Here is a 19,367-nt window from a genome sequence, read left to right as displayed (position 1 = left end):
ATGTACGCAGAAACCAAAACGCACGACGCAAGCTACACCGGCAGCAACTCTCTCGCTGCCAGGCTGGCAGCGCTTCAACCGAAGAAGCGCACCAGCAACCAGGCGAAGTTCGCCGAACATTACGAAGAGATCCTTCACGCCATTGAACGTGGCGTGTCACTGAAGGACATCCGCGAGGCTCTTGCCGAAGCAGGCCTCAAGCTGTCGTCGGCGACCTTTAAGCGGCTGCTGCAGGCGGAAGCCGACCGCCGCCGGAAATCTTCCCCTCAGGTAAGCGAAGCCGGCGAACAGGGAGGTGCAGCATGAACTACTTCAACTTCGGGCCTCCGGCATATCCGCTGGACAAGTTTCCGGTCCTCGTTCGTGAGACCGCGCGCGAGCTGAGCTGGCACCTGCAGGCGCCTGACGCGCTCATCGCCATGTCGCTCTTGGCCGTGATGTCTGCTGCCTGCCAGGGGCGGATCAAGTTCAAATTGCCCACCGGGCAGGTCCGTCCGGTGTCGCTCAACATCTTCGCAATCGCCGAGTCCGGTGAACGCAAGAGCGCCCTGGATGATCTTGTTGCAAGGGCCTTGTACGACTTCGTCGCGCGTCGCCAAGCCGCGCACGATCTCGCGATGGAACAATACGAACGGGATCTGGCGATGTGGGATGACGTCGCCCAGGTGCTGCAACAGAAGCGCTCCGCCCTGATCCGCAAGGGGAAGCCGACGGATGAGGTGACCATGGAACTGGCGGAACACCGCAAGATCAAACCGGCCCGCCCTCGCATGCGGAAGATGGTGCATCAGGACCTGACCGGGCGCGCGTTCGCTGATGCAATTAACGGTAACGGAGAGTCCATTGCATGGATGAGTGCTGAGGGCGACATCCTTTTGCGCAGCGGAGCGATGAAGCAGCTTGGATGGCTCAACTCTGCCTGGGACGGCTCGACACTCACGCTCGATCGGGCTGACGGCAAGAGCGTGGTTGCGCGCAATCCGCGAGTCACGATCAGCCTGATGGCTCAACCGTCCGCATTTCGCCAGCACATGGCGCGCCATGGTGAGCAGGCGCGTGGCACCGGTCTCCTCGCGCGGTTCCTGGTGGGCTGGCCCGCATCTACGCAAGGCAAACGCTTCCTGTCCGCGGCAGAGCCTTCATGGGACAACCTGACAAGGTTCCATGAGCGAGTTGGGGAGTTGCTTGATGAATACGATCAAGCGCTCGCAGCCGGCTCGATCGACCAGACCATCCTGACGTTCACGGAAGACGCCACCACGCGCTGGATCAAGTTGGTCAACGACGCCGAGCCGCTCATCCGGCCTGAAGGTGCATACCACGACATCAACGATGTTGTCTCGAAGGCTAGCGAGATGGTCGGTAGGGTCGCTGCAATCCTGCACTACTTTTCCGAGCAGGAAGGTGCAATCTCGTTGGATACGCTGGAGCGTGCCATCGTTATTGTCGGATGGCACGTGGATGAGTTTCAGCGCATCTTCAGCGAAACGTCGGACACGTCGATCGCACACGGTGACGCAAATATTCTCGCACGTCACTTCCACACCCAGGTCTGGCAGAAGGGGTTCGCTTCGGTACGTCGGAACGACATCCTTCGCTTCGGCCCGGTGGCCCTGCGCGTCAAACGCCGCCTGGATCCTGCCTTGGACATCCTGGTGGCCAACGGCGCGGTTTGGACCAACCGCGACCGTCGCGGACGCTCCTACGTGAACCTCAACGGGCAGTTCTTCAACAACTTCTTCTCGTTCTAGCAGAAAGCTCGGGGGCAGGCCGGTCGTTCGGCCGGCCTGACCCCGGAGACCGTTGGCGGATTCGTAAGCTCCCCCGTCAAGCAGACACTTCAAAAGTAGAACCGCTGGCGGCTTGTTGACGGTATTCGGCGGGTGTCAGGTCGCCGAGTGATTCGTGGGGGCGTTGCTCGTTGTAGTCGAGCATCCACCAGTAAGCGGCTTCACGCACATCCTCCAGTCGGGCGAACAGGTGTTGGTCGAGCACCTCCTCTCGGAAGGTGCGGTTGAAGCGTTCGATGTAGGCATTCTGGTTGGGCTTGCCGGGCTGGATGTACTGGATGGCCACGCCGCTGGTCTTGGCCCATTGGGTAAATGCCTCGCCCAGGAACTCCGGCCCATTGTCCGAGCGCAGCACTTGCGGCAAGCCGTGGTCGCGTTTGATCTGTTCGAAGATGCGCACCAGCCGCGCCGAGGTGATCGACGTGTCGACCTCGATGTGCAGCGCCTCGCGGTTGAAGTCGTCGACCACGTTGAACGTGCGGAAACGACGACCGCAGGCCAGTGCGTCGCTCATGAAATCGATCGACCACACCGTATCGGGCAGCCGCGGCACGTACAGCGCTACGCGCTCACGCTTGGGCAGGCGGCGTCGGGCGGCTCGCCGGAGGTTGAGCTTCATGGCCTTGTACACCCGATAGATCCGTTTGGGGTTCCAGTCCGGCCGCGCCTTGCGCAGCTGGGCACAGCACTTCCAGAAGCCACGGCTCGGCCGATCCTCGACCAGACGGGCCAACGCAGCGATGAGCTCGGCATCGCGCACCGTCCAATCCAGCGGCGGGCGGTAGTACGCGGCACGTGACAGTCCGACGCACTCGCAGGACCGGCGTAGCGGCCGCGCGTGCACCTCGACCAGGTACCGCACTGCCTCGCGCTTGCTCGCCGGTCCTACAGTTTTTTTGCGATCAGGTCCTTCATCGCCGCGTTGTCCAGCGCCAGCTCGGCATACATCCGCTTCAGCCGGGCATTCTCGGCCTCCAGCTCCTTGACGCGCTTGAGGTCGGAAGCCTCCATGCCGCCGTACTTGCTCTTCCACTGGTAGTAGGTCGGCACGCTGATGCCGGCCTGCCGACAGATGTCCTTGATGGGCACCCCGGCGTCGGCCTGCTTGAGGATCGAGACGATCTGCGTCTCGGTGAACTTCGACTTCTTCATGGAACCTCCTGGCTCGGGAACGATGCCAGAAAGTTCTACTTTCGAGATGTCTGCCTAGCGGGGGAGCTTACGGATTCCCTGGTGCGGCGGATCCCGAAAAAGCTGCGATTCACGCGACCGAATCGCGTGAATCGATTACCCGTGCCGAGAGGCAGATCAACCCGTACCCCCTGGTGAAGAAGCGCGGCACCAACCAAGCGCTTACATCAGCCCTGGGGCGGCCTTAAGCCTCGCCGGCGCAAGAGCCCAGCCCGTGAACCGTCTGCCCTACTGCCCTGCAGACAGCCTCAAAGACGGCCCGCCTGACCGCTTTTGGCTTCAGCTCTGCCGTTTCGGCCGGCAACATACTCGTGCCGTTCCTTCTCGGACATGTGCTTAACTCGCGCGGCACCCAGGTGCCGCTCAGGCATCACCGCAATGCCCCGTTCCTTGTAGCTTCGGTGATCGACCCGCGCGCTTGCGCCTACCTCCGCGAGCATTTCGTTCTGGATCTCGGCGATGAGCCTACGCTGAGCACGTGCCGCATCTCGCAGCTCCATGCGGTTCTTTCCACCACTGTCCTTCTTGCAGCCGCCCCGTTCTGGATGCTGGGGGTTGTGACGGGCAAAGGTCTGCTGCGGAGATCGATCGATGCCATCCGGCAGCCTGTCGGAGAACATCAAGTGCATGTGCGGATTGTTCATTCCGCCGAGTTTCCCCACGGGCTCATGGATTGCGTAGAGGTAGGGTTTCGGGCCGACGACGCGCTTCACCGTGCGTCTCGCGAGTTCCTGTTGTTGCTCCCGATCCAGCTCAACGGGAAGCGCGATTTCGTATTCGCGATAGACCGACCCATTCTCGCGTTCGTACTTTTCGGCCGCCCGCCAGAACTCGATCGGGTCGCCCCCTGCCCACCGCGGCAAGTTGCCGTATCCGGTGTCGACCAGATCTTCGTAGTCACTGAACTTGCCTTCCCGCGTGATGTATCTCGCATGCTCGAGCACCGAGCCCTTCTTGCCGCTGTTGATCTCAAAGTGATAACTAGCCATCTGTGCACTACCCTTTCTTTTCTGTGCAAAAAAAACCGACGAGGGATCTCGTCGGTCGCTTTTGAAGGGTGGCTTTCAGCCTACACGGACGTGTTCTAGGAGAAACGGTAAGTGCGCATCCCCAATTCCCCCCTATACGGATGGCTTGGATTCACTCAACCGCCTCTTCTTGAAACGATGTAACTGGTACCGCCCTTCATATACGTAGTGCACAGTGGGTAAAAATTTACTTTTTGCTGCTGACATAGCACGCGCCCTCGTACGAGGAGCACTCATGAAGGCAGCATGCCGGTCATGCTTCAACGGCACGCTCCAACCGATGTCCGTAGAGCGCTTGCGCAACCGTAGCCGGCTGGACCGACACGTCGGCGGGCCTCTTCCACACCAGCAGCGCCGCATCGAAGAGCGCCATGGCTCGTGTCTTCATGGCACCCTCGTTCCAGACACTCAATTCCGCCCTCTGGAAGTAGGTATTGAGCAGCAACGCGCTCTGGCCTAGCCTGGACCGCTTCCCCAGCTTCTCACCCTCGACCGGAACCTCGGGGTCCGGAAATGGGCCATTGCTGACGGAGCTGTTCAACGGTTGCGTCAACACCGTCAGGTTTCCGAAGCAGTGGATCGCGGTTCCGCGCAGCGATCGCTGCTCATCGGTCATGTCTGGGGTCTGCCAGTACGGGAGCTTTTCCCAGCTCTGAGGCATTACGTGCTCAACGGTGAGGTCAGCCTGGACAGGAACGTGGTTGCTGCCCTGCAGCTTGCCCCTGGCGGCGTACTCCAGTGCGCGCAAGACGGCGCAGGTCTTGCCCGGCTTCAGCTCGGTGTACACCGGACGATGGAGCCACTTTTCCTTGAATGCTTCATCCTCAGGCCAGACCTCGCTCGGTGCGCTCGCACTCAACAGCGCATTACGTAGAGCAATGTGAGGTGCTTGAGCGGCTTGGGTCACGGCATGGAGCACACGTAGGAAGAACCGGTTGTAACCCTTCGTGGTCAACCCGCACACGGCGCGCCGTGTCAAATAGGAGGCCAGATCACCCAGCGCTTGCTTGAGTTCCTCGCTGTCATCTGCCAAGCGCTCCCGCAGCGCCAGGTACACAGGGGTGACCGTTCCGACGTCCAGCGAACGAACAAGGCGGGCGAACTCGGCCAGGTAGCCGGTTCCTTCCGGTGAAATCAGCTGCTTGAAATGGTGACTCGACGCCACGATGCGTGCCAGTTCCCTTTCCAGATCACGCGGGCCTTCCTGCCACCACGCCTTGAACGCTTGGAAAACATGACTGGCAAGTGTGACCTCCTCGCTTCGCAGGATCGTGTAGTTGAAGAAAAAGAGATCGATGCGCGGGTACGTCAAGCGCCCCTGGCGCTCCCGCTCCCGCCAATAGCGGTTCGCGGACACACCCTTGGGGCCGGCATCCAAGTCGAACGAGCTCCAGAACTTCTGGTAGAGCTCTTGCACGGGCCTCTGGCTTCGCGCGGCTTCAAGAAACACAAAGTTGCGCACCAGATCGGACGCCAGCAGCGGTTCGCCACGGGCATTCAGCGTCTCGAAAATGACCTGTGGGTCGTCCTCGGCCTCCAGCGCGAGCGTCATTATCTGAATGTGCTCCGAAAGCACCATGAACAACGTTTCCGCCCGCCCGGCATCCAAAGGCCGTTCGGTGCCTAACGGAGGCACCTCGTTGTGGCTTCGTATCTCTGCAACAAGCGCGTCACTGTGCGTGCGGTCGTGCGCCGGATCGACCGCATCGCTCAGATCCATGCCCCGCATGTATGCCAGGCAGGCGTGGCAGAGATAAAGGAAGGTCTGCACCATCAAGGGGCGTTCGATCTTTCGGCGACCCTCTCGTGCCGGATAGGCACTGCACAACGCCTCAACCGTGAGCTGCTCGTCACTCAGCCGCCGGATCTCGTCCTGCCCCGCCTGAGTTGGCCACACCTTGTAGTGATCTTCCGGCTGGCTGTAGGGCCCCATGTTTCGCGTCAGGCCCGCGAGCATCTGCGGGATGGGACTTTGATCGAGCTTCAACGCGGCATGCCGAAAGGCCAGAAGCAGCAGTTGCAAGGTCGTGGAGCGCTGCTGGCCATCGATGACCTCGTAGGCAGGAACACGGCCGAACGTATGTCGGACCGGAGCCATGACGATCGACCCTAGGAAATGCTTCTGGAATGGCTGCATGCTCACGGTACTGGTTCCGCCAGCTTCCAGCGCTCTCCGCGCAGTGAGCTCCTCGGCGCGGTCTTGGATGTCCAACCACAACGGACCAACCTGCTTTTCGAGCGTCCAGACATAGCCGCGCTGGAAGATGGGAATCTGGTACTGGAACTGAGCGTTGAACAGCCCAATCACGGTCGTTTTGTTGGGTTGCATCGCAAATCCTTGCTGGTGTACTTCGGGTGTCTGTCTCAGCCGCCTTCACGAATATCAAGCGCGGGCAGCGCCTTCACGATCTTGAGGGTTTCCAGGCTGACGGTGATCACGCGCTGGAACAGCTCCAGGGGGTACTTGGGGTTTCCCATGGTTTCGATGGCCCAGTCGTTGGCGTCGTTGACGATGCCGCTGGCCTTGTCGGTCTTCACGCACTGGCGTTCCACTACCCAGTCCAGCGCAGGCTTGCCGTTGACCACGTAGTCGTAGGCTTCCAGCGGGATGCCGGTTAGGGTGATGATGTCGTTGTAGTGCAGGGTGGTGAGGTCTTTTTCCTTGCCCTTCTTGCCGTAGCGCATTTTCTCGACGCGGTAGCCAGCGTCGGTGAGGCGCTTGCCGCCGGTGTCGACCTTCACCGGGTAGGGGGCGACGGTTTCGTAGCCCAGATGCAGCTCGGCGAGCGCGCGGCCGGCGCGGGAGAATGCCCAGAAGTCAGTGGAGGCCTTTACGCAAGGGATGCGCGGCAGCTCCTTAGCGAGGTTGTCGGCGAAGCGGGCGCGGTAGTCGGGCGAGTGCAGCAGGCCGTAGACGTAGTAGAAAACGTCTTCCTTGCTGATGGCCTCGCTTCGATAGGCAGCGAGGAAATGCGCAAGCCCCTCATCGGTAAGCGCGTCTCGGTGCCGAGGCTCGTGGGTTGCTACCGAATGCGCGGCGAACATGTCCGTAGTTGCGGCGTCACCGCCACCCGTGTCTGCATCGCCGTCGTACAAATAGAGCGGAAAACACTGCACCTTAGCGGGCCCCTGGAGGTCGGGCAGGCTATCGCTGATGAAACAAGCGAAATCCACAGTAGCCCCAATTCCAACGACCCAAATGACGCGGTTCTTTGCCTGCGCGTCCGGGAAGATACGAGGCATTTGGTATAAGCGGTTGTTGAAAAAATGATCGAAGTAAAGCCACTGCTTAGTGAAAGGTCGATACAGACTCTGCCGAACTGCGGCGCTACTGGAATTCGCTTTTCGGCCACGCGCGACGCCTATTTTCTGGGCATAGTCCCAGCTGATTTTTTTGGCGTCGGTATCGATAAATGCGTTGACGGCGTCCTCGCGCTCACTGCCGCTCAAGTGAGAAAAATTGCTGGAGCTAAATCGATCAACCTCGTCATTGTAGAACGCAATCATCCGATCCATGTTGGCCAACACGGCGGTTTTGCTTGCGTTGTACGCCCATGCGTCGCGATTGGTTTTCACTCCATTTGAATAGTTTTCGAAGAGGCGCGGGCCGTCGCCCTTCTTGTCACCAAGCGAGATGAATTCTGCAAAACCTTGGTCGCGCTGGCTTAGCCAGTCGCCGTGGGCGTCTGGCTCGATGGTCGTCCATTGCTCCACTTCGGAGATACCGGTCACGCTCCTGTAGGCAGTGATTTTTTCCAGCTTTTCCTCGCGGCTCAGGTAGTCGCCGATGTCGTGGAAATAGATGCGGCCGTGCTCGGTGGCTGTGGGGTTCTTGACCAGCAGCGAGATAGCGATGGGGGCGCGGCTGCCGCTGCCGAAAATCTTGCCGCCTTCCTTGCGGGAAAGCTCACCGGATGTGCGCTGATTCCCTCGCAGATGGAACACGTAGATGCTGGAAAATTCCTCGGCCAACGTCTTGCGCAGGCCGTCTGCGGTGTTGGCGTCCAGCCAGCCCGCATTGGTCACGAAGCCGATCACGCCGCTGTCACCCACACGGTCAGAAGCCCAGCGGATGGCGCGGATGTAGCTGTCGTATAGAGCATTTTTCAGGGTGGCTTTGGAGCGGGCGGCGTACGTGCTGCGGATGCGTTCATCCAGGTGGGGATAGGCAACATTTTGGTTGTTGTCGTTGGCACTGTTCTGCCCCGCGGAATACGGCGGGTTGCCGATGATTACCCGGATATCCAGGTTCTTTTGCCGCTTACGGCGCGCGCTGTTGTCCGCCAGCAGGGCGTCCACCAGGTCGTCCTTTTCATACATCTGGAAGGTGTCGGTAAGGCAGATACCCTCGAATGGCTGATAGTCGCCACCCACGATGCTGTGATAGACCGCCTCGATATTGATGGCGGCGATGTAGTAGGCCAGCAGCACGATTTCGTTGGCGTGGATTTCGTGGCGGTACTTCTGCGGCAACTGCTCGGGGGTGATCAGCCCGCTTTCCAGCAGGCGAGTGATGAAGGTGCCGGTACCAGTGAAGGGATCGATGATGTGCACGCCCTTGCTGCCCAGCGTCTGGCCGAACTCGGTCTGGAGCAAGTGGGCCACGCTGTGCAGGATGAAGTCCACCACCTCGACCGGGGTATAGACAATGCCCAACCGCTCGGTCATTCGGGGGAAGGCGTTGCGGAAAAACTTGTCGTACAGCTCCACCACGATTTTTTGCTTGCCGACGGCGTTGTCGATGCCTTCGGCGCGCTGGCGGACGCTGGCATAGAAGCGCTCCAGCGTGTCGGCCTCCTTGTCCAGGCGGTGCTCCTGCAGGGCGTCCAGCACGCCTTGCATGGCCTGACTCATGGGGTTGTGCTGGGCGAAGCTGTAGCCGGCAAACAGCGCGTCGAATACCGGTTTAGTGATCAGGTGCTGGGCCAGCATCTCGATGATTTCGCCATCGCTGATGCTGTCGTTGAGGTCATCGCGAAGCTCCTCGGCAAACTCCTCAAAGGCCTTGCGCTCCTTGGCGTGGCCGGTGTCCTCAATGATCGCGGTGATGCGGTCGATATGGGTGCGGGCGATACGGGCAATGTCGTTAGCCCAGTCTTCCCAGTGGTGGCGGTTGCCGCACTTCTGCACCACCTTGGCGTAGATGGCGCGCTCGATCTCGCCGATTTCAAAGGGCAGAGGCGCGGTGCCTTTCTCGCCATATTGCGGGGCGGCCTCGCCGATGCCGAACTGCCCGCGGCCGGCTTTGCCATTGCTGGTGCCGGCCTTGGCGTGGGCCGGCTTGCGCTGCACCTTGTCGGTGATAGCTACGACTTCCATCTTGCGCGGGTCTTTGCCGATCAGGTCCAGCTTGTTGACCATCGCATCGAAGCGGTCGTCGTGCGAGCGCAGGGCCTGCAGCACCTGCCACACCACGTTGTAGGTCTTGTTGTCGTTGAGCGCGTCGTGTGGCTCCACGCCAGCCGGGATCACCACCGGCAGGATCACGTAACCGCGTTTCTTGCCGTCGGCCTTGCGCATGACGCGGCCCACGGACTGCACCACGTCCACCTGTGAATTGCGCGGGGTGAGAAACAGCACGGCGTCCAGCGCGGGCACGTCCACGCCCTCGGACAGACAGCGCACGTTGGACAGCACACGGCAGGTGGCCTCTGGAGCGTCGGCCTTGAGCCAGTCCAGCTTGGCCTCTTTCTCGCTGGCGTTCATGCCGCCGTCGACGTGCTCGGCTTCGCAGGTGAGGCGCGCGGCCGGCTCGATATCCTCGGCTTCTTGGTAGGCCTCGACCACGGCTTGGAACATGTTGGCGATGTTCTTGGAGCTGACCTTGTGGGTCTTGGCACCCTTGGACACCTCGATCACCTGACAGAACGCCACGGCCTTGCGCATGGGGCCGTCGTCACCCACCAGGTCGTCGGTCATGCCTTGCTTGGCCAGTGCCTTCCAGCAGCCGACGATTTTGGAGGCGTCGTCTACCTTGAGCTGGTTGTCTTCGCTGGCCAGCAGTTTCTGCAGGCGGCGATTGACGTGGCTCTCTTCCACGGCCAGCACGATGACTTTGTAGTCCACCAGCAGCTCGCGTTCGACGGCCTCGGAAAAGGTAATCAGGTAGAGCTGTTTGCCGTACAGCGCCTCGTCGTCCATAGAGCACAGCGCCACGCTGTCGCGCTCGGCGGTGGCCTTGGCGCTGTCCGCGTAGATGCGCGGGGTGGCGGTCATGTAGAGGCGTTTGGCGGCGCGGATGTAGTCGGCGTCGTGTACGCGCACGAAGGCGCTTTCGTCATCGTCGGCAAAGGTGACACCGGTGGTGCGGTGGGCCTCGTCACAGACGATGAGGTCGAAGTCGGCCAGGCCGTGGTCGTGCTGGGCTTGGCTGATGACGTCGATGGAGTGGTAGGTGGAGAACACCACGCTCATGTGCTGGGCGTCATGGCGCTTGGCCATTTCGGCGGCCAAGCGTGCCGGCTCGGTGGTGGCGGGGTAGCGCAGTTCGTGGGTGAACGTCTGGACCGCGTCGTCTTCCTTCTTACGCTTCTTGCCCACGTCGCTATCGGAGCACACGGCGAAGCTGTGCAGCGGGATGGCGCTTTCCTGCGTCCACTCGGTGAGGGTCTGCGACAGCAGCGACAGGCTGGGCACCAGGAACAGCACGCGCCCACCTTCGCCGGCGATGGCCTCGGCCACCTTTAGACTGGTGAAGGTCTTGCCGGTGCCGCAGGCCATGATCATCTTGCCGCGGTCTGCCTTGGCCAGGCCCTCGCGCACGGCCTTCAGCGCGCTTTGCTGGTGCTCGCGCAGGGTCTTCTTGGGCTTGAGCGCGGGCGGTGCCTTGGCCTGATACTTGGCCCAGTCAATCTGGCTGTTTTCCAGGTCGTGCAGGTCGATCTTGCTGACTGGAGGCTGTTGATCGCGCAGCGCCTCCTCTGCGTGCTCGCTCCAGTGGTTGGTGGTGCAGACAATCACCCGATGGGTGAAGGGCTTTTTGCCGGACGCGGTGAAAAAGCTGTCGATGTCCTTTTTTTGCAACTTGTAGCTAGCGTCGTAGAGCTTGCACTGGATCGCATGGATTTCGCCGGTGCCGGCGGCCTGGGCGACCAGGTCGATGCCAGTGTCGCGGGCGTCCAAACCCTGGGCTTTGGCCCAATCGGCATAGCTCCACACCTGACTGTAGAGGTCGCGGTAGCTCGCCTCGTTCCGCAGATAGGTGAGGATCAGCTCCTCGAAATACGTGCCCTTCTCTCGCTCGGTGACAGCAGCGTGGCGGTAGGTATCCAACAGTTGGGCAAGAGCGGTCACGAGTCTTTCCTGATGCGGGCCATGTGAGGGACATCCGCAGCGACTGCTTCCGCGACCGCGGAAGTGCTCAGCGCGAAACAGCGACGACTCCCCCTTGTCCGGTTGATTTTAGGCGCGCCCGACGCATACGGCGAGGGGCTACCGTGCCCCTCAGGCAGCCGCATGGCCGTGCCCGAGGGTCAACGTGTGGATTACGGTAGGTTGAACATCGATTCCGACGAGTGCTGGGCACTCCGCTGGTGCTCACCGAGTGTTGCTGGCAAGCCGCCGCCAGGTGCTCTAGCTCGTGTCAGCGACGGGACGGCTCCCGACCCGGTTTCGGCCGATGGCCTCCACTGTTGATGACGGCGGCGCGCAGAAGATGATCGAATCCCGCAACTCGGTGCCTTGATCAGGATGATCAGGCGTTGCCGGAGCGATGGTCAAACCGTTACCGGAATCCGCAATCAGCGAAAAAAAAAGGCTGCTCAGGCCATGGAGGGGGCCGAAGCCCCCTCCCCTTTAGTGCTCACTGGCGCCCGCCCCATGGGAGCGGATCAGGTACACGCCTAGGCCGAACAAGGCAAAGCCATAGACAGTCAACCCACCAATCACCTTCAACATGGCATGTGCTCCCCTTTCACTGCTGCCTGCTTTATTTTCGCGTCCAGGCGCCCCCGTAAGTCGTTTGGCACCAGCTGCGGCGGTGTCGCTTCTGCGGCTTCCGGAAAGAACTCCTCCACCACTGCCGACACATCCTCCTCCAGCTCCTCGAACGCACCATTGGAGAAGCCCTTGTGGGCCGCACTGTCCAGTGCCTCCTGCTTGAAGCCTCCAGAGCGACGCCGCTCGTCCAGGGTCCTCGCCTGCTCGATGGCCTGCTCGAGTGTCAGCCCGGTCCGCACAATCAGGTCGACGTAGTAGATCGGCGTTCCGTAGCTCATCGTGGTGGACTTGCCGCGCAGCTTGAGCTCCAGGGGCATGCAGGTCAGGAGCCCACCGGACACGGCGTGGAAGTACTCCAGACGCGCCGCGAGCGTGCGGATGGTGTTGTACGAGGTGGTGCGAAGCACGAAGCCGCCCAGCGCATCCCCCTCCCCATCCCCGACCAGCACATGGAGGCGCGCGTAAGCCTTGCATTCGCCCTGGCCGAAGGCGCAGTTGTCCGCCCCCGGGCACGGCAATTGCTCGATCCCGTCCTTACCGCGCCGCCGGCAGCTCTCGCCGTTGCCCACGCATACCGGGCGCCCCTTGCTGCGGTCGAACAGCGAGTAGTCGGCACGCAAGTTGAGCGTCGGGTCGTTGAACAACATCCGCACCGCTATGGAACGCAGCTTGCCGCCAGCGGCCTTGCGCAACTCGTCGTCCAGCGGGTGCAGCACCCATCCATCGCGGCTCTGTACCTGGGTGGTCAAGGTGAACTGGTCGTCTTTCTCCGGCAGGCGCTTACCGTTGCGTTCGACCACGCGGCCGATGGATATGCGCCCGATGGCGGGCGGGGTAATGGCCAAGCCCTTGAGCATGGGTGTTCTCCTCGTGGGTTTTGGGAAATGAAAGTGGTGCAACGCGGGCACGCGCACGGCCGTTACTCCCGTGCTTTGGGAACGCTCGGTGGAGACGTTCCGATTTGTGTCGCCTGTGTGCAGGTTTTTCAGGACGCAGAAACGCCAAGAGCCCGGCACGCCGGGCTCTTGGGTTAATTGACGCTGGTGACAGCCTGACGGCTGGGTTTCAAAAGCCCGGAGCTTGCTTGCCTTCCTTGCACCAACCCGTCCATTCGTCGAGCTGGTCCTGGGTAACCACGGCATCCTCGCCGGCGTCCTTGCGGTAGGCATCAACCCAGTGGTCGACGCACTGGTCCGTATCGGTGGTGGAGGGTTTGCTGAGGGTGGCTTCGAAGTCCGCCAAACTCTGCTCGGCAACGGCCGGGTTGGCGGCTTGGGCTTGGCGGGTGGCCATGTGGTTGCCAATCAGCAGGCAGATCCCGCCCAGCACCCATGCGCCGACCATCAGGAACCACCATTGCCATAGCTGGCGCTTGGTGGGGGTGATCTTCTTCTTGCGCAGGCGGATCCGGTTGGCGATACCGAACCCGAAAAAGAACCAGCCAACGATCGTCAGGATCGTGCTCAGTCCGGTGAAAAACTCAGCCATTGTCATGCTCCATGTCACAGTGGGTTAGACCCATGCGCGCAGGCGTCATGGGGTGGTGCTTGGTCCGGCATCAGGAACGAAGAGAAGCGGATGCGCGGGCCGCGCATCGTGAGGGGACCGTCAGGCGATCATCGTGAGGACGAAGCAGACCATCCAGACGATGAAGTAGCCGAGGCTCTGATTCAGCGCCTTGGCGCGCTTGTACAGGTATACCGGCACGAGCCAGGCCATGGCCTTGAATTTGCCGGTGTCGTAGCCGGCACGGTTGAGTCGGCCTTCGTCGAAATACGACAGGCCGATATTCAGTGCCAGCGTGATGAACCAGTACTTCGAATCGCTCATGGCGGCATCGGCCGCGCTGTCGCTGCTGTTGATCGCGTAGGCGAAGGCGCTTTCGAGGATGTAGCCGATAAGGGGCGCGAACGCGAGTGTCCACACGACGCCATTGCCGATGTGCTTGCCCGTGATCGGCGGTGGCGCGACGCGCTCCAGGTGACTACGAAGTTCACTGTCTTCAGCCTTCAGCCACTCAGGGAAGCCCGCTTTCCAGACGAGCGTGCCGTAAGTCACGGTGCCCTGCTTGATCAAGGCGAGCATGCCTTCTTCGGTGATCGGTCCCTTGCGTTGCCCGTCTGTTTCGTAGAACCAGCTCACCGACTCGGTGTTTGATGCGTCCATCTGCACTCCTTTGGCGTGGGGTATGGGTGACACTGAGAAGCGCCCGTTGTCGGACGCACGAGAAAAGGAGCCATGGCGTGGCCATGGCCCTTGGAAAGGGATGAAATAGTCAGCGACAGACAATCAGCTGCCACGGCGACATGCCGTTCGTGTGTGCGACGCAAGGCGTGCCCCCCTGGCTGCTTCAGGCCGCGAGGGGCCTGTTCGTCGTGTGATATATACTGCTTCAGTATAGTCTGTCGCACGGTACAGGCTTGCGCAATGCTGAGGGCTGTTAGACCAAGCCCTGTCGCCTCTTGTCCAAGCCCATTGCATCCATCTTTGCGACACGCCTGAAGGCCGCACGCGACATGCGTGGCCTGTCCCAGCGCGCGCTTGGAGGCCTGGTGTCGGAGAGCAAGAGCAACGGAAGCGTCCGCATCAACCGGTACGAGCAGGGCGTCAATCGCGCGGATATGGACACGGCGGCCGCACTGGCAGAGGCGCTTGGTGTGCCGCTCGCCTATCTCTTCGCCGAGAAAGACGATCAGGCCGAGTTGCTCCTCACCTTCGCCAAGCTTTCCAGCGGAGACCGCGCCAAGCTGCTGGCACTGGCCAAGCAGATGGCCGAAAAGCGCGATAGCAAGGGCACCAAATCCCCCTGAAGGAAGCAGGAGCGCATGTGCGCCCCTGTCTTTGGGATATCTCGTGGCCCGAGGCTCTGCTTGCCCTGTTCGGCGCGGTCACGCTGCACTGTGCGCAGTCACAACAAACCGGCGCGCGCCTGGCCGGGTGACGACATATTGGGCCGCAAGATCGGGGTGGTCCGATGCCAGACGTTTGACGTCCCAGGAGGCGCTCTCCTTCGCGCCTTTGTAGGTGACCTCGCCGCGGCTGAAGCAGGCTTTGCTCGCTTCCCCCATGGCTTGCTGGATGACCTGCTTGAGCCGCTCGGCTTCCTGCTCCTTGGCATCCAGTTCTTCCCTCAGCGACACCAAGGTAGTGAAGGCGCTATCGAGGTCCGTGTTGCCCGTAAAGTCGAGCACCGTACCCTGGTCACGATAGAGCTGACGTAATGCCTTCGCTGAGGATTCACTGCCATCCGCTGGCGGGGGCGTATCCGTTTCTACGTGCTCCCAGAAGCGCGTCTCCAGCAGCGTCAACCGGCCAATGAGCTCGTCGTCGCGTTCGATGCGGTGCACTTCCAGCTGCTGGCCGCACAACAGCACCGCGACATCGGCTGCCCGCTTGCCGGTGACCGCCAGCTGGTGCTGGACCTGCAGTTGCACGTAGTCCGGGACCCCATCCTTCCAGAGACGCGCGCCGAACTCGCCGGCGGTCTTGCACTCCAGAATCTGGACGTCCGGGTCTCCGACAATTTCCCGATCGAGGTTGGCGAGCAAGAAAGGAAACGTGGGGTGTTGCAGGACCGCATTGACCTTGCGCACCTTGCGGCCGGTCTTGCGCTGGTAGGCCGCCGCGACGTAGGGCTCCAGCAAGGTACCCCAGTAGCGCGGATCATCCATTTCCTCGGCCGCGTCTTGCTGTTCAACCGCGCGCCCGGTCTTGTCCATCCACAGGGCCAGCGGGCTCTTGTAGGGATTCAGGCCGACGGCGGCCGCCGCATCCGAGCTCCCGATGCCACCTCGGCGCACCTCCAACCACTGCTGCCGATCGAGCGTGCGCGTGTCGACCAGTCGCAACGCTGCTTGCTTCTTCATGTGTCCTCTCCGGAAAAAGAAACGCCCGGCCATGGGGCCGGGCGGTATGCCGCTTCCTGTGAAGGAGCGGGACGACGTGCAGTGCGTGTTACATCAAGCCGCGTGTGGCCAGCGATACCACGTCCGTAGCGGTCACCACGAAGTGATCGAGCACGCGAATGTCCACCAGGCAAAGCGCCTCCCGCAAACGTGAGGTGAGCATCCGGTCCGCGGGGGACGGCTCGGGATTTCCGCTTGGGTGGTTGTGCGCCAGCATGACCGCTACGGCGTTCAAGACCAGCGCGCGCTGGACCACCACGCGTGGATGCACTTCGGCCCCGTCCACGGAGCCGGAGAACAGCCGTTCCACCGCAATGAGCCGGTGGCGGTTGTCGAGGAAAGCGACCTCGAAGTGCTCCCGGCTCTCCTCGCCCAGACGCAGCCGAAAGAACTGCCCGGCAGTCGGCGGATCCTTCATGAACTGCCCTGGAGCCACTGCCCGTGACGACAGGATGCCGAGCGCCTGCGCGATGACCGCATCCTGCTGGTCACGAGAGATGGCCTCGCGGGTGGTCACGTGCACGACGGGTTTCCTTGCCGCCAGAGCGCGCATCAGGCCACCCCCTTGACCAGTGCATCCCAAGCCCGCTGCTTGATCTGCGCGCCCTGACCAAACCATGCCGCATCCCGGCGGTGGTCCTCGGTGCGAGCTCGCCGGTGGTGGTCGACGAACTCGGTGACGCTGTTGAGCAGGCCCCAGGCCGTCCCGCGACTGGAAGCCATCTGGGCACCCCGGCCACCGCCTTCGTACAGCGCCCGCACGTTGGCCACAGCCTGCTCGTTCACCACAGCAATCCGGCTGTCCTGACCCGGATAGGTCAAGATTCGACGGAGCAGGCCCTCGGCCGAGTCCGGATCCACCGGCTTGTCGACCAAGGCCTTCATGCGTGCGACGAACCCGTCCCAGGACGACACGGTGATGCCGAGCTGGCGCTTGACCGCTTCGGCATCGAACTGACTGCGGTGCGGCACCTTGATGGCGCCTTGCCCGTGGCCGAGCGCGATCTGCAGCGTGTTGTTGCAGACCACACGCACGCTGGTGAACTGGGCTGTGGTGGCCAGCGTGCCATCGCAAGCCGTGGCAAGCAGCAGGTAGCCCTCGACCTTGTCCTTGCCGCGCAGCGTGACGCTCTGGCCCGTGCGAGCCAATGCCCAGAACTTGCGGCCCTCGCGCAATACGCCGGCCGTCTCCAGCTCGAACCCGCCCACCTCGGTCAGGTCACGGTAGAACTCCAGAATCTCGCCCGGCTGGACGACCTGGAAGCGCTTGGAGACCACCGCCAGCGGTGCCTTGGTATCCGAGCGGTACAGCACCTTGTTGCTGGGGAAGGACTGGATGACGCCCAGCCCCTGGTTCCCCACCACGTAGCGCACGTCGGCATCCTCGATGGACCAGTCCATCCCGGCGCGCTCTCTCCAGACCTCGATGGGCTGACCAGCTTCGAGCCGATTGCCCAGGCCGTGCCACGGTTTCTCGCCTCGATAGGCGATCGATTCGACCAGATGCATATTCAATTCCTCGTTTGGAACGGCATAAAACGCCGAAGGCCCGGTTTCCCCGGGCCTTCGGCGAGTCCTGCTTGGTTGGATGGGCTCAGGGAACCTTGTTTAGGTTCCCCGAGCAGCGAACGAAGCCCAGCAGCAGTGCGGCGGTCACCACCAGGACGCACGTCAGCGGGTCGGGTTTTTCAGGAATCATGGAATTACTCGGTGAAGCGGGAGCATCAGAGCGGATGTCCCCTACGCAAGACGAGAAGCTCCCCGCCTCATGTGGGTGATATAGATCTGAAATATCTTTGTTTAGGAAACGCCTGTCTCAGACCAGCAGTTGAGGGCTCGGCGATGCAAGTTTTCATGCACGCGGATTGCCTACCCTTACAGCGGCCCCCTTCCCGAAGAGGAAGGCAACGCCTGTCTCGCGCTGTGAGACCTGCCCCTGGCAGAGTGTTGTAAGGAGGAACCGCGATGATCCGCCTCGCTGCGCTTGCCGCCAAAGATCAGACCCATCCCCACGTGCTGGACCGGCAGTCGGGCCTGTGGGTGTCGCTCGAAGCCTTCCTTGGCGACGGGGACTACGGCGACGTGGTCGAACGCAAACGCGTGGCGCAGAAGATGGCGCTGATCAAGGAGGGCCGCCCGCAATACGTGTGCCCTTGGTGTAGCCAGGGCATGTTCCTCGCTTCGCTGCGTATGCATGACAAGGTCAGCGAACGGTTCTACTTCAAGCACCTCTTTGAGAACACCGCCTGCTCGGGCATCGTGGGCAAAGGCGACCGGGCCATCTGCGCTCAACGGTTCAACGGGGCGAAGGAAAGCGAGGCGCACAAGCGCTTCAAGGCGCGCGTGCTGGAAAGTCTCGACGCCGACCCTGCGTTCTCGGACAGCAAGCCGGAAACCCGGGTCGTCAGTGCCGACGGCACGCGTTGGCGCCAGCCCGACGTGCAGAGCACCTGGAAGGGCGAACAGGTGGTGTTCGAGGCACAGCTGTCGACCACCTTCCTGCACGTCATCACGCAGCGGATGTCTTTCTACGCGCACGAGGGCGTGCGTCTGCTGTGGCTCTTCCGGGACCTCGACCCCGCCCACTTCCGGCTCACCGAAGACGACATCTTCTACTCGAACAACCGCAACGGCTTCCGGGTGACCGAGGAAACGGTTGCCCTCTCCAAGGCCAGTGGACGGTTCGCCCTGGAATGCGTGTGGGCTGTGCCGACGCTGGTGGGTGGGACGATTGAGAACCGGCTGGAAACGCAGACGGTGTTCTTCGATGAGCTGAAGCACGAAGTCAGCGCCCATGGCGTTCCTCGCTCGTTCTTCTTCGACTATGACGCCGAGAAGGTCAAGGTCGCACAGGCTTTGAAGCACCAGCAGAAGCTGGCCCGTGAGCAACCGCTCCGTGATGCGCTGGAAGCGTTCTATCTGGACCTCTGGGGCCACAAGCTGCCTTCCCTCGAAGCCGTTCAGGAACGATGGCAACCCCTCGTGGCGCAATTCGCCCGACATGGTCTGACTCTGCCGGCGACGCCACTGGCGGATGGAGGGCCGCACATCTACCTGCAGGCCGCCTACTCGGCCAAGAACGGCCGGTCCGTGTGGAGCCGCCACTCCAACCTGGTGGAGCTGAGCCACCACGTCTTTGAGCAACGGAAGGAGACCCTCTGGATTTACCGGCTCATGCTCGAAGCCTATGGCCGGCACGAACACATCCGGCGCTACGACCCACAGGGAAAGTGGGTGAGAAAGGCCGCGGAATACCGGGAGCGGATGCGCCAGGGGGACCCCGCCTTCCTGCCTAACCGGAAGTTCGACGTACTGCTGGCCTTCCTGTTTCCGGAAGTGGCGGACACGCTGGTGAAAGCACCTCGCGACGTCTTGCCTCCCCCCACCGCGCGCCGGGCAACGGGTGAACCCCCGCCTGCCTGCTTGACCAGCGGTTCAAGTTGCCAGGCTGACCACGCCCCCGGCGAATTTTCGACGGGCAGCGGATAGCGGCCGCTGCCCATGTCGAACAGAAA

The 19,367-nt window shown here is 61.9% G+C and carries 14 protein-coding genes; 4 read left to right on the top strand and 10 right to left on the bottom strand.

All coding sequences use genetic code 11. From position 1 onward, the window contains the following. Both ISP17_RS02825 and ISP17_RS02820 read left to right on the top strand, forming a co-directional pair. Entirely contained in the window at positions 1-306 is a 306-nt protein-coding gene (locus ISP17_RS02825) for a hypothetical protein (protein WP_404630001.1), read from the top strand. Next, positions 303-1,751 (top strand): YfjI family protein, encoded by a 1,449-nt coding sequence (locus ISP17_RS02820; RefSeq protein WP_404630000.1) that lies wholly within the window; start codon positions 303-305, stop codon positions 1,749-1,751. The genes ISP17_RS02825 and ISP17_RS02820 overlap by 4 nt, the downstream gene beginning before the upstream one ends. A gap of 76 nt (positions 1,752-1,827) precedes the next feature. Here ISP17_RS02820 and ISP17_RS02815 read toward each other — a convergent pair. From ISP17_RS02815 to ISP17_RS02785, 7 genes are all read right to left on the bottom strand, one after another. Continuing rightward, positions 1,828-2,942, bottom strand: a protein-coding gene (locus ISP17_RS02815) for an IS3 family transposase (RefSeq protein ID WP_404629999.1) whose coding sequence is annotated in 2 segments (ribosomal slippage) — positions 1,828-2,690 and positions 2,690-2,942 — 1,116 coding nt in all. Because the reading frame shifts where the segments join, the coding sequence is not laid out codon by codon here. Between the two features lie 287 nt (positions 2,943-3,229). Then, a complete protein-coding gene (locus tag ISP17_RS02810) occupies positions 3,230-3,970 on the bottom strand; it encodes a MobA/MobL family protein (protein WP_404629998.1) in 741 nt (246 codons plus the stop codon). 292 nt (positions 3,971-4,262) lie between these two features. After that, positions 4,263-6,338: a DUF262 domain-containing protein gene (locus ISP17_RS02805; RefSeq protein ID WP_404629997.1), complete on the bottom strand. Its 2,076-nt coding sequence runs from the start codon at positions 6,336-6,338 to the stop codon at positions 4,263-4,265. Positions 6,339-6,373: 35 nt separating this feature from the next. Continuing rightward, entirely contained in the window at positions 6,374-11,302 is a 4,929-nt protein-coding gene (locus tag ISP17_RS02800; protein ID WP_404629996.1) for a DEAD/DEAH box helicase, read from the bottom strand. A 596-nt stretch (positions 11,303-11,898) separates the two neighbouring features. Continuing rightward, on the bottom strand, positions 11,899-12,804 hold the full coding sequence (locus ISP17_RS02795) for a recombination directionality factor (RefSeq protein ID WP_404629995.1): 906 nt from the start codon (positions 12,802-12,804) through the stop codon (positions 11,899-11,901). 208 nt (positions 12,805-13,012) lie between these two features. Beyond that, positions 13,013-13,435: a hypothetical protein gene (locus tag ISP17_RS02790; RefSeq protein WP_404629994.1), complete on the bottom strand. Its 423-nt coding sequence runs from the start codon at positions 13,433-13,435 to the stop codon at positions 13,013-13,015. A gap of 120 nt (positions 13,436-13,555) precedes the next feature. Then, positions 13,556-14,113 (bottom strand): DUF4339 domain-containing protein, encoded by a 558-nt coding sequence (locus ISP17_RS02785; protein WP_404629993.1) that lies wholly within the window; start codon positions 14,111-14,113, stop codon positions 13,556-13,558. Between the two features lie 296 nt (positions 14,114-14,409). Here ISP17_RS02785 and ISP17_RS02780 point away from each other — a divergent pair, with 296 nt between their 5' ends. Beyond that, on the top strand, positions 14,410-14,757 hold the full coding sequence (locus ISP17_RS02780; RefSeq protein WP_404629992.1) for a helix-turn-helix domain-containing protein: 348 nt from the start codon (positions 14,410-14,412) through the stop codon (positions 14,755-14,757). Positions 14,758-14,835: 78 nt separating this feature from the next. Here the strand turns inward: ISP17_RS02780 and ISP17_RS02775 are convergent, their stop codons facing one another. From ISP17_RS02775 to ISP17_RS02765, 3 genes are all read right to left on the bottom strand, one after another. Then, positions 14,836-15,813 (bottom strand): YqaJ viral recombinase family nuclease, encoded by a 978-nt coding sequence (locus ISP17_RS02775; protein ID WP_404629991.1) that lies wholly within the window; start codon positions 15,811-15,813, stop codon positions 14,836-14,838. A gap of 88 nt (positions 15,814-15,901) precedes the next feature. Then, positions 15,902-16,375, bottom strand: coding sequence for a JAB domain-containing protein (locus tag ISP17_RS02770; RefSeq protein WP_404629990.1), 474 nt, complete (start codon positions 16,373-16,375; stop codon positions 15,902-15,904). Between the two features lie 29 nt (positions 16,376-16,404). Beyond that, positions 16,405-17,361, bottom strand: a complete 957-nt coding sequence (locus ISP17_RS02765; RefSeq protein WP_404629989.1) for a DUF932 domain-containing protein — start codon at positions 17,359-17,361, stop codon at positions 16,405-16,407. A 456-nt stretch (positions 17,362-17,817) separates the two neighbouring features. On the opposite strand from ISP17_RS02765, the gene ISP17_RS02760 reads away from it, so the two are divergent. Next, entirely contained in the window at positions 17,818-19,341 is a 1,524-nt protein-coding gene (locus ISP17_RS02760) for a DUF6035 family protein (RefSeq protein WP_404629988.1), read from the top strand. Positions 19,342-19,367 lie beyond the last annotated feature (26 nt).

It is taken from the genome of Dyella ginsengisoli (assembly GCF_044904665.1).
GTDB lineage: Bacteria > Pseudomonadota > Gammaproteobacteria > Xanthomonadales > Rhodanobacteraceae > Dyella_A > Dyella_A ginsengisoli.
Note: the sequence above shows the minus strand (reverse complement) of the source record. Positions and strands in the feature narration are given on the sequence as shown.